Source organism: Labrys sp. (in: a-proteobacteria) (genome assembly GCF_047605565.1).
GTDB lineage: Bacteria > Pseudomonadota > Alphaproteobacteria > Rhizobiales > Labraceae > Labrys > Labrys neptuniae.
On sequence record NZ_JASGFM010000005.1, the window covers coordinates 119,531 to 133,331 of the forward strand.

The 13,801-nt window shown below is 63.1% G+C and carries 12 protein-coding genes; 10 read left to right on the forward strand and 2 right to left on the reverse strand.

The features are described 5' to 3' along the window. The first annotated feature begins 104 nt into the window (after positions 1-104). The 5 genes from ilvN (at position 105) to QM672_RS07215 (ending at position 5,141) form a co-directional block, all read left to right on the forward strand. Positions 105-641: an acetolactate synthase small subunit gene (ilvN, locus tag QM672_RS07195; RefSeq protein WP_202908416.1), complete on the forward strand. Its 537-nt coding sequence runs from the start codon at positions 105-107 to the stop codon at positions 639-641. Between the two features lie 149 nt (positions 642-790). Next, positions 791-1,810, forward strand: coding sequence for a ketol-acid reductoisomerase (gene ilvC / locus QM672_RS07200; RefSeq protein WP_311941555.1), 1,020 nt, complete (start codon positions 791-793; stop codon positions 1,808-1,810). 140 nt (positions 1,811-1,950) lie between these two features. Further along, positions 1,951-3,246 carry an MFS transporter gene (locus QM672_RS07205; RefSeq protein ID WP_415081560.1) on the forward strand — a complete coding sequence of 432 codons (1,296 nt, stop codon included), beginning with the start codon at positions 1,951-1,953 and terminating at the stop codon, positions 3,244-3,246. A gap of 260 nt (positions 3,247-3,506) precedes the next feature. Then, complete coding sequence (locus QM672_RS07210; RefSeq protein WP_311942019.1) at positions 3,507-3,776, forward strand: usg protein; 270 nt, start codon at positions 3,507-3,509, stop codon at positions 3,774-3,776. A gap of 57 nt (positions 3,777-3,833) precedes the next feature. Continuing rightward, positions 3,834-5,141 carry a cyclopropane-fatty-acyl-phospholipid synthase family protein gene (locus QM672_RS07215; RefSeq protein ID WP_311941549.1) on the forward strand — a complete coding sequence of 436 codons (1,308 nt, stop codon included), beginning with the start codon at positions 3,834-3,836 and terminating at the stop codon, positions 5,139-5,141. A gap of 172 nt (positions 5,142-5,313) precedes the next feature. Here QM672_RS07215 and QM672_RS07220 read toward each other — a convergent pair whose 3' ends face one another. Then, positions 5,314-6,540, reverse strand: coding sequence for an FAD-dependent oxidoreductase (locus QM672_RS07220; RefSeq protein WP_415081562.1), 1,227 nt, complete (start codon positions 6,538-6,540; stop codon positions 5,314-5,316). A 321-nt stretch (positions 6,541-6,861) separates the two neighbouring features. On the opposite strand from QM672_RS07220, the gene QM672_RS07225 reads away from it, so the two are divergent. From QM672_RS07225 to QM672_RS07240, 4 genes are all read left to right on the forward strand, one after another. Beyond that, complete coding sequence (locus QM672_RS07225) at positions 6,862-7,899, forward strand: sugar ABC transporter substrate-binding protein (RefSeq protein WP_149251383.1); 1,038 nt, start codon at positions 6,862-6,864, stop codon at positions 7,897-7,899. Positions 7,900-8,124: 225 nt separating this feature from the next. Beyond that, positions 8,125-9,651, forward strand: a complete 1,527-nt coding sequence (locus QM672_RS07230) for a sugar ABC transporter ATP-binding protein (RefSeq protein ID WP_415081564.1) — start codon at positions 8,125-8,127, stop codon at positions 9,649-9,651. A gap of 81 nt (positions 9,652-9,732) precedes the next feature. After that, positions 9,733-10,776 carry an ABC transporter permease gene (locus tag QM672_RS07235; RefSeq protein ID WP_394308094.1) on the forward strand — a complete coding sequence of 348 codons (1,044 nt, stop codon included), beginning with the start codon at positions 9,733-9,735 and terminating at the stop codon, positions 10,774-10,776. 273 nt (positions 10,777-11,049) lie between these two features. Further along, positions 11,050-11,367 (forward strand): DUF333 domain-containing protein, encoded by a 318-nt coding sequence (locus QM672_RS07240; protein WP_415081567.1) that lies wholly within the window; start codon positions 11,050-11,052, stop codon positions 11,365-11,367. Positions 11,368-11,445: 78 nt separating this feature from the next. Here QM672_RS07240 and leuA read toward each other — a convergent pair whose 3' ends face one another. Beyond that, on the reverse strand, positions 11,446-13,152 hold the full coding sequence (leuA, locus tag QM672_RS07245; RefSeq protein ID WP_415081569.1) for a 2-isopropylmalate synthase: 1,707 nt from the start codon (positions 13,150-13,152) through the stop codon (positions 11,446-11,448). A gap of 382 nt (positions 13,153-13,534) precedes the next feature. Here leuA and QM672_RS07250 point away from each other — a divergent pair, with 382 nt between their 5' ends. After that, the gene (locus QM672_RS07250) at positions 13,535-13,792 is read left to right on the forward strand and encodes a hypothetical protein (protein WP_415081571.1); all 258 of its coding nucleotides are present in this window, start codon (positions 13,535-13,537) and stop codon (positions 13,790-13,792) included. Positions 13,793-13,801 lie beyond the last annotated feature (9 nt).

A 13,801-nucleotide genomic window follows, 5' to 3' on the forward strand; every position in this document is an offset into this window, starting at 1 on the left:
TTGCCGGCTCTTGGAACCATCGGGTTCGAAGAAAAAGAAAGAGCCGGCAAGATGCCGGCGGTCCCAGGAGCGCTCCACCGCCCCACATCCATCTGGAACCCCCAATGACCGGATCCGCCTATTTCATGGCCTCGACGGCCGAGACGATCGTGACCCACACCCTCGTGGTGGAGGTCGACAACGAGCCGGGTGTCCTAGCCCGCGTCGTCGGCCTGTTCTCGGGCCGTGGCTACAACATCGAAAGCCTGACGGTGTCGGAGACCCAGCATGCCGAGCACGTCTCGCGCATCACCGTGGTCACCACCGGCACCGCCAGCGTGATCGAGCAGATCAAGGCGCAGCTCGACCGCCTCGTTCCCGTCCATAAGGTCGTCGACCTCACCTTGACCGGCAAGGCCCTTGAACGGGAGCTCATGCTGATCAAGGTGCGCGGCAAGGGCGAGGCGCGTAGCGAGGCCCTGCGCATCGCCGACGCCTTCCGGGCCCGGGTGATCGATGCCACCGTCGAGAGCTTCGTGTTCGAATTGACCGGCAAGGGCGAGAAGCTCGACCAGTTCATCGAGCTGATGCGCCCGATCGGCCTCGTCGAGGTCTCGCGTACCGGCATTGCCGCGATCGCCCGCGGCCCGGAGCCGCTCTAGGCCCTTCTTTCCATGCGCCAACAGGGCGATGGGCGCAAGAAATGAAGCCCATCGCGCTTTTTCTCATCACAAACATTGCTTCAAACCCGATGTCGGGCTATTCGCCCGCATCATTTCCCCATCATGAACTGTCTGAAGGACAAGGGACCATGCGCGTTTACTATGATCGCGACGCCGATCTGAACCTGATCAAGACCAAGAAGGTGGTGATCGTCGGCTACGGCTCGCAGGGCCGTGCCCATGCGATGAACCTCAAGGATTCGGGCGTCAAGGAGATCGCGATCGCGTTGCGCCCGGGCTCGACCACCGCCAAGAAGGTGGAAGCCGACGGCCTCAAGGTCATGACCGTGCCGGACGCTGCCAAGTGGGGCGACCTCCTGATGATGGCCACCCCCGACGAACTGCAGGCCGACATCTATCGCGACGAAATTGCTCCCCATATCAAGGACGGCGCCGCGATCGCCTTCGCCCACGGCCTCAACGTGCATTTCGGCCTGATCGAGCCGAAGAAGACCGTCGACGTCATCATGATCGCGCCCAAGGGCCCGGGCCACACCGTGCGCGGCGAATATGAGAAGGGCGGCGGCGTGCCCTGCCTGATCGCCATCCATCACGATGCCTCTGGCAACGCCCATGACATCGCGCTCTCCTATGCCTGCGGCGTGGGCGGCGGCCGTTCGGGTGTGATCGAGACCAACTTCAAGGAAGAATGCGAAACCGACCTGTTCGGCGAGCAGGCCGTGCTCTGCGGCGGCCTGGTCGAGCTGATCCGTGCCGGCTTCGAGACGCTGGTAGAAGCCGGCTACGCGCCCGAAATGGCTTATTTCGAGTGCCTGCACGAAGTGAAGCTGATCGTCGACCTCATCTATGAGGGCGGCATCGCCAACATGAACTACTCGATCTCCAACACGGCCGAGTGGGGCGAATATGTCACCGGTCCGCGCATCATCACCGACGAGACCAAGGCCGAGATGAAGCGCGTCCTCAAGGACATCCAGACCGGCAAGTTCACCTCCGACTGGATGCAGGAATATCGCTCCGGCGCCTCGCGCTTCAAGGGTATCCGCCGCCTGAACGACGCTCACCAGATCGAAGTGGTCGGCGAGAAGCTGCGCGGCATGATGCCCTGGATCAGCAAGGGCAAGCTGGTCGACAAGGCCCGCAACTAAGCTTTCGAAAGTATTGTTTTCCGAATACTGAAGTGTAGCAATCCTGTCTCCCGGTTCATTTGAATCGGGAGACGGTCTGGACAGTGTCGTCATCACACTGTCAAATGTCATACCAAACCGCTTAAACGGAGATATTGGGTATGACGATCGAATCATCGGCCGGGATTCTCGTTTCTGATCGCAAGCGACTGCACGCCATTGTTGCGGCGACCATCGGCAACGGCCTGGAATGGTTCGACTTCACCGTCTACGGTTTCTTTGCAGCCCTGATCTCGCGGCAGTTCTTTCCCAAGGAAGATCCGCTGACCGCCATCCTTCTGACCGTCACGGTCTATGGCGTCGGTTTCTGCATGCGACCGGTCGGCGCCATCGTCCTCGGTGTCTATGCCGATCGTCATGGCCGCAAGGCCGCCCTCACCATCACCATCCTGACCATGGCGCTCGGCACGGCCTTGCTCGGCTTTGCGCCGACCTATGCGCAGGCCGGCGTGTTCGGAGCGGTGGTGCTGATGCTGGCCCGCCTGATCCAGGGTTTTTCGGCCGGCGGCGAAGTCGGCAGCGCCACTTCCTATCTGGTCGAATATGCCAGGCCTGCCGAGCGAGGCCTGGCGGCGAGCTGGCAGCAGACCAGCCAGGCGCTCGCGGTGGTGCTGGGCGGGTTGTGCGGCGTCGCCATCACCCAGTTCCTGCCGCAGGAAGCGGTGGAGAGCTGGGGCTGGCGCGTGCCGTTCTGGTTCGGCCTGCTGATCGGGCCGGTGGGGCTCTATATCCGGGCCCGCCTCGACGAGACGCCGGTCTTCTCGGCCGAGACCACGCGCAAGAGCGCGAGCCCCTTGTTCGAGACGCTGAGTGCCCATGGCCGCGGCGTCGCCTCCGGTTTCGGCGTCACCATCCTGTGGACTGTCTGCACCTATGTGCTGCTGTTCTACATGCCGCTCTATGTCGAGAAGTTCCTGAAGATCCCGGCCAAGGACGCTTTCATCTCCACCACGCTCGGCGGCATCGTGCTGATGCTGGGTTGCCCTATCGCCGGCCGGCTGTCGGACCGCATCGGCCGCAAGACCCTCCTGCTCATGGCGGCCATCGCCATCGGCATTCTGGTGATACCGTTGTTTGCCTGGCTCAACGCCAATCCGACGCTGCCGGTTCTCATCGCCGTGCAGGTCGTGCTCGGCCTCCTGCTCGCCGCCTTCACCGGCCCCGCACCGGCGCTGCTGGCCGAACAATTCCCGGCCGCCTTGCGCTCGACCGGCCTGTCGCTTGCCTATAATTTCGCCGTGGCGCTGTTCGGCGGCTTCGCCGCCTTGATCGTGACGCTGCTGATCGAGAGGACCGGGCTCACTATCGCGCCCTCCTTCTATGTGGCGGCGGCGGCGCTCGTCAGCGTCCTGACCCTGGCCACCATGCGCGATCGCACGGGGCAGGCGATCGACTGAGGCGAAAAGATCTCTTGCCCGTAGCCGCAGGAAGGGCTCCGATTTGTCCTTGCCGGGTCAAGCCCGGCGAGGACAAAGGTCGTGCAAACTCGAAGGCGCTTAGGCGAGCCGCATTGCCCCGGCTTTAATGCTTTAGCAGCACTCCCGTTCATTGAGTGATAAGATATTGATTCTTATGGATTAATTCCAAATTGATGTTGCCATTTCCTTAAGGTTGCGGTGCAATCATGCTGTCTCCAATCACCATGGAGGTGACGGAAATGGTGTCTGTTGCGTTTCGGCGTCAGTTGGAAGGGTACGGTCTCACCACGGCCAATATTCTCTATCGTCTGCCGGATCATCCGGCGTTGCTGCAGGCCTATGTCTGGCAGGAATATGATCTGGCTCCGGCCTTTCCGGAATTGCACAGGTTCCTGGCCTTCTGGCGCGACAAGCTCGAAGGTGCCCTGCATTCGGTGACCGTGTCGCACAGCGGACTGATAAAGCCTGCCGAGCTGCGTGCGGTCGGACAGGAGTTCCGCATCCACTGAGACGCTGGCGCCGCCTGCAAATCACGGTATAACGCCTCCCAATCGTGCGGAGGCCCCGTGGACAAATATCTCAATGCCGCCAAGCGGCTGATTTCGCATCTGGCCGATCAGCTGCAGGCCGACCTTGCTGTCGAATTGTGGAACGGCGAGGTCGTGCCGCTCGGCCCGAAGGCCCGCACGGATCTGCGCCTCAAGATCGCGGACGCCGATGCGATCACCCGGCTGGTGCGGCGGCCGCACGCGCTGTTCGACCAGCTCATCCAGCTCTTGGCGGATGGCAGCCTCACCATTGAGGGCGGCACGCTTCTGGATGTCGCTGAACGGCGCGGAAGCATGAACACCAAGGGCCTGTTCAAGCGCCTGAGCAAGTTGCAGCTCGCCCGTGGCCTGTGGCCCTTCGTCACCCGTTCCCTGCCCAAGCAGGGTGCCGGTGAAAAACATGATTTCGCCGGCAAGATCGAGGACAAGGTCGAGAAGGGCCGGGACGACAAGCCGCTCGTCCAGTTCCATTACGACCTGTCGAACGAGTTCTACGGCCTCTTTCTGGGACCGACCATGGCCTATACCTGCGCCTATTGGCCGAGGCCCGAAACCACGCTCGACGAAGCGCAGACGGCGAAGTTCGACATGATCTGCCGCAAGCTGCGGCTGCAGCCGGGCGACCGCTTCCTCGACATCGGCTCGGGTTGGGCTGGACTGATCTGCCATGCCGCCCAGCACTATGGCGTCACGGCGCACGGCGTGACCCTGGCCCAGGAGCAGTTCGATTTCGCCCAGGAGCGCATCGCCCGCCTCGGCCTCCAGGACCGCGTCACCGTCGAGCTCAAGGATTATCGCGACCTGACCGGCAGCTACGACAAGGTCGCCTCCATCGGCATGTTCGAACATGTCGGGCTCGACAATCACGAAGCCTATTTCCGGAAGATCCATAGCCTGCTGCGGCCGCGTGGGCTCTATTTGCACCATGCCATTGCCCGGCCGGCCAAGCGCGACATGAAGAAATTCCGCAAGAAGCGGCCGGAATTTGCGGCGCTGACCCGCTACATCTTCCCGGGTGGCGAGCTCGACACCGTCGGCATGTCGTCCAACGGCCTGGAGGGCAATGGCTTCGAGGTGCACGACGTCGAGGCCTGGCGTGAGCACTATGCACGCACCACCAAGGCCTGGGCCGAAAATCTCTATGCAAGGCGCGACCAGGCTGCGGCTGAGGTGGGCGAGGCCAAGACCCGGATCTGGCTGCTCTACCTCGCCGGCTGCTCGCTGGCCTTCGAGCGGTCCGCGGTCGGCATCTTCCAGACATTGGCCTCCCGCAAGGCGAAGGGCCCCTCCGGCCTGCCGCCGACGCGCGAGGATCTTTACCGCTGAGGGATCGTCCACAATAGACGAAGCGGATTGGCTCTACCTTTGTCATTGCCGGGCTTGACCCGGCGATCCAGCCTTCCTTGCGGGCATTGAAGTCGGGGCTGCTGGATGCCCGGGTCAAGCCCGGGCATGACAAAGACGGCGCTTCACGTGCTTGTCGACACCTCCGAGCCGGTCAGGACGGAGAAACCAAGCCGGCCAGCTCCGCCGGCGCGCGCCAGGAGAAGGGGCCGGTCTTCAGGCCCGCGAGGGTCTTGACCATTTCGGAGCGCAGCCAGGGTAGTCGGCCCATCGGGCCGAAGGCGAGGTTCCGCACCGGTCCTGTCAGCCGCGAATGCGACTGGAAGAACTGGGTCAGCACGGTGCTGGCCATCTGGTAGAAGCGGATGTGGCCCCGACGCTGCGCCACGAAAGCGGGCAGGGCGTCATCGATATCCCGGTGCAGGCTGAGAGCGTCCGCAAGGGCAGCCGCATCCAGCAGCGCCATGTTGGCGCCCTGGCCGAGCTGCGGGCTGGTCTGGTGCCAGGCATCGCCGATCAGGACGAGGCGCCCTTTAACCGGATCGGCAACGGTCAATTGGGCATAGCGCGCCGGCGTCAGCTGCTCGTGCCGGGTGAATTGCCGCGTCAGCGTCGCTGTTTCCGGCCAGATCGCGGTGACCTCGGCCCGCCAGGCGGCGAGATCGGTCTCGCTCCAGCGATCGAGATCCTCGACCGGCATGCTCCAGAAGAAGGCATTGAGCGGGGTGGGATCATGGGGCAGGCGTCCCACCGGCAGCACGCCGATCATGAAGCGCGCCGTTCGGTAACGCTGCTGCAGGGCGTCGCGGCCGAAGCCGGTATCCCCGGCCACGCCCCAGACCGCGCCATGCCGATAAGGCCGCCGCTGCGGTGCGCCGAGCCTGTCGCGCAGGCTTGAGCGGGCGCCGCCGGCATCGACCACCAGATCGAAGGGGCCATGTCGCCGTCCGGCCGAGTCCTCGAGCACGGGCCGGTTCTCGATGCTCTCGATGCCGGTGATGTCGGCTGATTGCTCCAGGGCAATGTCGCGCGCTTCGGCCGCCGCCATCAGCAAATGGAACAGGCTGGCCCTGTGAATGCCGATCCCGTGGAGCCCGGGGAGCAGCTCGTCATAACGCCGATCGAAGATCAGGGGCCCCGTCGGGCCGCAGCGTCCGTACAGGCGCTCGATTCGGCTGCCCAGGGCGGAGGCACCCTCGCGCAGGTCGAGGCGATCGAGCACGGCCAAGCCCGTCGGCTGCAGCAAAAGCCCGGCGCCCACCGGTTTGGCCTGCTCGAAGCGCTCGAACACCACCACGCGGTGGCCTGCATCGGCGAGACAGGAGGCTGACGCCAGACCGGCGACGCCCGCGCCGACGATGGCAATGGAAAGCTTGACCATGCCCATGACCGTACTGTGGCCGAATGGGTCTTGCCACCGGGCTGCGGTACCGGTCCACAGCGCTCGCCAGCTTGAAGAAACTATCCGGTCAAAAGAATAGCGGTTGTCAATTGTCGGAACAAACATAAGATGGTGTCAGCGCAGCGGATTCAACCGCCTGCGCCAGGCTCGCAAAGAGCCGCATCGGTGCTGTGCGCCGAAAGCAATATGCCGGAGCGCTTTGCGATTTGGTGGAATCGCCGGGAATCGCAAGGACGCGTCGAAACAAAGGGTGAGAGCAAACAAGCGTTCTGAACACGCTTTGCTCGAGGGAGGAAATGGATGCCTAAGGACAGGACGCCGCATACGCGGCGCGATTTTATTCGTTCTGCTTCGTTCTCCGCCGGCGCTGCCGCGGCCCTATTCGGGGGATTCGGCCTCGATCCGGCCTTTGCCGCCGAGGCCGCGAAGGTGGCCGGCCGCTCCGAAAAGCCGCTCAAGGCGGCCTTCTCCAACGCGGGCCTGCAGGCGACCTGGTGCGCCCAGGGCAAGGAAGCCGCCGAATATTGGGGCAAACTCTTCAATGTCGAGGTCACCTGGTTTGACGGCCAACTCGATGCGGTCAAGCAGCGCGCCGCCATCGACAACATGGCCTCCCAGAAATGGGACTTCGTCGCCATCCAGGCCTTCGGCATCGGCACGCTAACCCAGCCGGTGCAGAAGATGATCGATGCCGGCATTCCCGTGATCGACATGGACACGCTGATCGCACCGCTCGACAAGATCAACGTGCACAGCTTCCTCGCCCCGAACAACGAGTTCATGGGCGCGTCGGTCACGCAGGCCCTGTGCAACGCCATTGGCGGCAAGGGCAAGATCATCATGACCCAGGGCGCCCTCGGCCACACCGGTGCCCAGGGCCGCGCCAGGGGCTTCGAAAGCGTGGTGAAGCAGTTCCCCAACATCGAGGTGTTGGATACGCAGCCCGCCGACTGGGACGTCACCAAGGCAGCCCGCCTATGGGAGACCTACCTGACCAAATATCCGCAGATCGATGCGGCCTTCTTCCACAATGACGACATGGCGCTCGCCGCCTACAACATCATGAAGGCGCGCAACCGTACCGACATCAAGATCGGCGGCGTCGATGCCATGCCGCCAGCCATTTCGGCCGTTGCGGACGGACGCATGTTCGCCACCGTGCGCAACCCGTCCTGCCGCATCCATGGCGGGGCGATCGTCGCCGGCGTCGCGGCCGTGGTCGGTGGCGAGAAGACCGGCGAAGGCGGCATTCCCAAGAATGTCGTCACCGACGGTCCCGTCGTCACCAAGGACAACGCCGCCGGCATGCTCTGGATGGAAAAGCACTATCTGATCTGAGGTCGGCGTGCCGGTTTGAACGAACAAGCCGGAAGAATAGTAGGAACCTCCACTTTTTGTCATCACCGGGCTCGTCCCGGTGATCCAGGGCCACGGACCCATCGGGTTGCGGTATCTGGATGCCCGGGACGAGCCCGGGCATGACAAAAGTGGCGTTTCTCCCGAATTGGCCGCGACTTTTCGATTCCAGTCCGAAACCAAGCACACCACGGCTTTCCGAGAGGCATGATGGCGCCAGACGACAAGCAATCGACGGCCGATGCGCCTCCGCGCCTGAAGATGACCGACATCTCCAAGTCCTTTGGTGGCGTGGCGGCCCTCAAGGGCGTGGATTTCACGCTGCGGGCCGGTGAGATCCACGGCCTGGTCGGCGAGAACGGGGCGGGCAAGTCGACGATGATGAAGATCATCGCCGGGGTGCACACCGAATATCAGGGCAGCCTGGAGATCGATGGCAGGCAGGTGCATTTCCGCTCCGCCCATGACTCCCTTGCCGCCGGCATCTCCATGGTCCATCAGGAACTCTCGATCGTTCCCGATCTTACCGTCGCCGAGAATGTCTATCTCGGCAAGCAACCGCTCAATGCTTTCGGCCTGGTCGACTGGCCGGCCATGGTGAAGGGCGCGCGCGAGCAGTTGCGCAATCTCGGCATCGACGTCGATCCGCGCATGCGCATCGGGGCGTTGCCGATCGGCCTGCAGCAATTGATCGAACTCGCCCGCGTGCTGTTCTCAGGCGCGCGCATCATCATCCTCGACGAGCCGACATCGGCGCTTTCGCCGCCGGAGGTGCAGCGGCTGTTCGAGGTGCTGCGCAAGGTGCGGGCCGACGGCCGCAGCATTGTCTTCATCTCGCATTTCCTCGACGACATCCTGAGCATTTCCGATGCGGTGACGATCTTCCGCAACGGCCGCCACGTCATCTCCCATTCGACCGAGGGCATCGACAAGAACTGGCTGATCGAACACATGATCGGCCGAGGCCATGAGGGGCTGGAGGAAAGCTATTCGGGGTCGATCGCCTTGCCGGCAAGACCGGAAGGCGCGCCCGTGCTGGCGACGCAGGGCCTCAGCTATGGGCGGGCCTTTGCCGACGTGACGCTCGACGTTCGTGCGGGCGAAGTGCTCGGTGTCTATGGCTTCATGGGCTGCGGCCAGCTCGAATTCGCCCGCGCGCTGTTCGGCAAGCTCAAGCCGGCCCAGGGGCATATCGAGCTGGAGGGCAAGGCCAGGACCCTGCGCAATACGGCGCAGGCGCGCGAGGCGGGTATCGCCTTCGTGCCGGAGAGCCGACGCTCGATGCTGTTCCATCACCAGCCGCTCTATCGCAACATCTCGATCAGCATTCTCGAGAAGATCTCGCGGCTCTGGCTGAAGCCGGGCGTGGAGCGCAAGACCGCACAGAGACATATCGAGGCCCTGCATATCCGCCCGCCCATGGTGAACGCCCTGCTTGGCTCGCTCTCGGGCGGCAACCAGCAGAAGGTTGCCCTCGCCAAATGGCTGACCCACATGCCCAAGGTCCTGATTCTGTCGGAGCCGACCCGCGGCATGGATGTCGGCGCCAAGGACGATGTGGTGAAGATCGTGCGCGACCTGCGCGACAAGGGGCTCGCGGTGATCGTGGTTTCGGCGGAGCCTGAGACCGTGCTCTCGCTGGCCGATCGGGTCGTGGTGATGAAGAAGGGACGGATCGTGCGCGAGTTCGCAGCCGAGACGATCTCGAAGGACAAATTGCTGGAAGCGGCCTGACGGAGTGTCAGCCTCCGGCTGACATTTCTTTGGCTTGTCGGCCGGAGGCTGGCACTCCAGATCGGTTAGGAGTTTTGAGGAATGAGCACACCGGTTCAGGATGGCAGCCAGGCGCAGTTTGCACGCCAAGGCCTTGGCGCGATCTTGCGCAACCAGATGCGCAACATCGCGCCTTTCGCCACCTTGCTGGCGTTGGTGATTTTCTTTGCAGTGGCGAGCCCTTCCTTCCTCTCGCTCGACAATCTGGCCAATATCCTGGTGCAGATCTCGGTGACGGGCATCATCGCCGTCGGGCTGACTTTCGTGATCCTGTGCGGGGAGATCGATCTGTCGGTCGCCTCGGTCGCCAACGTCACAGGCGTGGCGGTGGCGTTCTTCACGGCGCAGGAATCCTATGTGAACATCGCCAACGCCAATTTCATCATGCCCGGCGGTGTGGCGATCGTGCTGGCCTTGGTGGCCTGCGCGGCGCTGGGGCTGGTGAACGCCTTCGGCTTGACGCGGATCGGCATTCCCTCCTTCATCATGACGCTGGCGATGATGCAGATCGCCGACGGTATCTGTGCGCTGCTGCTGCGGGGCCAGATCGCCTATGCGGTGCCGGACCTGGTCTCGACACTGGGCTCGGGCAGCGTCGGCGGTCTGCCCTGGATCGTCATCGTGCTGGCGGTCTTCCTCGGCGTTGGCCATATCGTGCTGACCTATACGCGCTTTGGCCGCTACATCTACATGGTGGGCGGCAACCGCGAGGCAGCGGAATTCTCGGGCATCAACGTCAAGATGATCCTGGCCAGCGTGATGGTAATCGCGGCTCTATGCTCGGGTGTGGCGGGCATGGTGGGCGTCGCCCATTTCGGCAGCGCACAGCAGAACGAGTTCACCGGCTATCTGCTCGATGCCATCGCGGCCGTCGTGGTCGGAGGTACCAGCCTGTTCGGCGGACGCGGCGGCATCGGCAACACCATCGTCGGTCTGTGCGTGCTCGGTGTGCTCAACAATGGCCTCGATCATGTCGAGATCGACAGCTTCCTCAAGATCCTGATCCGCGGCGTCATTCTGTTGATCGCACTGATCATCAATGTGTACGCACAGCGCCTGCGCGATGAGAGCGCCACGGCAGGATAGAGGATTTCCGAATAGCGCAGTAATTCCATCATGGCCCGCTATTTGCGGGCCATGTCCTATTATATTGTCTCTAGGGTAGATCTGTGGGCAATTCGGATATTCGGGGTTCAAGATCGAGAGAAATAGGATATAGGTAACGGTGGGGGCGCTTCAGAGACTGTCCCCTGACCGGAGCGTCCCAGGATGATGCGGACGCTGTTCGCATCGTGCGCTGCTCCTCATGCGGCACGGACACGCTCCTCAATCCATCCATCGAAAAGCACTGGAGGTACCATGCAGAAGATGTTCTATCCGCTGGTATTCGCCTGCCTCATCGTGACGGGGTGTGTCTCTAACCAACAAGATCCGATGGCGGATCCGCAGGCGGCCGGCATGGCAGCACCGCCGACGCCCGGCATGGCGACGCCACAGGCGCCCGGCATGGCGAATCCGGCCTCGACCTATTGTGCGCAGCAGGGCGGCAGGTCCATCCCCGTGCAGTCGGCGAGAGGCCAACGGGCCGATTGCCAGCTGCCGGATGGCCGGCGCGTCGACGAATGGAAGCTCTATCGCAGCGCCAACCGGCAGCCGCAGGCGACCCTACCTCAGTAAGGGCGGTTTTTCCTGACTTCAGCAAGAAAGAAGCCGGCCTCAGGGCCGGCTTCCTTTTTGTGGCAAGCAGGTTGCCGATCAGCGCTTGAGGATGCGGTTCACACCGGAAGTCACAGCCTTGAGGGCCGATTTGGTGGTGTCCTTGTCGATGCCGACGCCGAACAAGGTGGAGCCGTCGGCAATGCGTAATTCGACATAGGACACGGCCGCCGCATTCGCACCAGAGCCCATGGCGTGCTCGCGATAATTGGCGACATCGAAGTCGAGACCGCTCTCGGCCCGCATCGCAGCTACGAAGGCATCGATCGGGCCGTTGCCGACGCCGGTGATGGTCTTTTCGACACCTTCATCGCGAATGCGCGCGGTGATGGTTCGCTCCTCGCTCTCCGTGTCGCCGACGATCTGGTGAGAGAGGAAAGCGTAGCGCCCGTTGTCGATATATTCGCGGGTGAAGGCATTCCACAGCCGGTCGGCGCCGAGCTCGACGCCTTCGCCGTCTGCGATGCCCTGCACCACCTTCGAGAACTCGACCTGCAGCAGGCGCGGCAATTCGATGCCGTGTTCCTTTTCCAGGATATAGGCGATGCCGCCCTTGCCGGATTGCGAATTGATGCGGATCACCGCCTCATAGGAACGGCCGAGATCCTTCGGGTCGATCGGCAGATAGGGCACTTCCCACACCGGCGAGGTCGCCGTCTCGATTGCCTTGAAGCCCTTGTTGATCGCGTCCTGGTGCGAGCCGGAGAAGGCTGTGAACACCAACTCGCCGGCATAGGGATGGCGCGGGTGGATCGGCAGCTGGTTGCAATGCTCGGCCACGCGCACCAGGCCGTTGACGTCGGAGATGTCGACCTGGGGATCGACGCCCGACATGATCAGGTTGCCCGCCAGGATGACGAGGTCGACATTGCCGGTGCGCTCGCCATTGCCGAACAGCGTGCCCTCCACACGGTCCGCCCCGGCCATCAGGCCGAGCTCGGTCGCCGCCACGCCGGTGCCGCGGTCATTGTGCGGATGCAGCGAGATGATGACGCTGTCGCGATTCTTGATGTTGCGCGACATCCATTCGATCTGGTCGGCATAGACGTTGGGCGTCGACATTTCGACCGTGAGCGGCAGATTCAGGATCAGCTTGTTGTCGGGGGTGGGCTGGTAGACGTCCATCACCGCCTCGCAGATCTCCTTGGAGAAGTCGAGTTCGGTGCCCATGAAGCTCTCGGGCGAATATTGGTGGCGGATATTCGCCTCCATGCCCAGTTCCTTGGTGAGCTGCATGATCAGCTTGGCGCCGTTGACGGCGATGTCGCGGATGCCGGCGCGGTCCTGGCGGAAGACGATGCGGCGTTGCAGCTCGGAGGTCGAGTTGTAGAGATGCACGATGGCGCATTTGACGCCTTTCAGGCTCTCGAAGGTGCGGCGGATCAATTCCTCGCGCGCCTGCGTCAGCACCTGGATGGCAACACCGTCGGGAATGCGGCCCGTCTCGATCAGGAAGCGAACGAAATCGAAATCGGTCTGCGAGGCCGAGGGAAAGCCGACCTCGATCTCCTTGAAGCCCATGCCGACGAGCGTGTCCCACATGCGCAATTTGCGCTCGTGGCCCATCGGCTCGATCAGCGCCTGGTTGCCGTCGCGCAAATCGACGGCGCACCAGGTCGGCGCCTGCGTAATGGCACGGGAGGGCCATTGGCGGTCCGGCAGGTCGATCGGCGGCCACGGCTTGTATTTGGCGGCGACGTCAACCTTGGGAGCGGAAAACTGAGAAACCTTGCCTGCATATGTCATGTCGAAAACTCTTAGCCAAAGAAAGGGGCGGCGAGGCTAGTCGACCGCGATCGTATTCCCCTGAGCGCCCAGGCTGAAGCCCGGCCGGCCCTCAGGGGCGGCTAAGGAGGAGGCCGGAAAGGAGGGCGAGCGCGAGCGCCGGCGCCGGATGCGCAAGCGTCTCGAATTTGGCGGGCGATATCGCCACGGCTCGATCCCTTTCCTGTGATGGCCCGGAGCCATCAGGTGCAAGGGCTTGTACAGTGCTGTGATGGAGGGGGCAAGGGGAAATGCCGCGACGGGCACGACGCCAAAATGCCTTTGCGGTGGAGAGGTGGATGCAAGGACTTGAGAGCGACGCGCTTGCCTGCGATCACAGGACATCAACCAATGGACCTACCCGATGCGTTTCCTGATCTGTCTCGCCCTGCTGGCGATCTCGTCATCGTCGGCCTTGGCCGCTTCCTGCTCCGAGCGCATTGCCTTCGTGCAGCGCGTCATCGACGGCGACGTGAAGACCGGTTTTGCCGACAAGAAGGTACATGATGCGATGAGCAAGGATCTGGCCGACGCGGGCCAGGCCTGCCGCGCCGGCGATGACGCCAAGGCCCAGGCGCTGATTTCCTCGACGCAGCGCCGCCACGGCTATCCCGTTCGCTAAGGCGTGCCG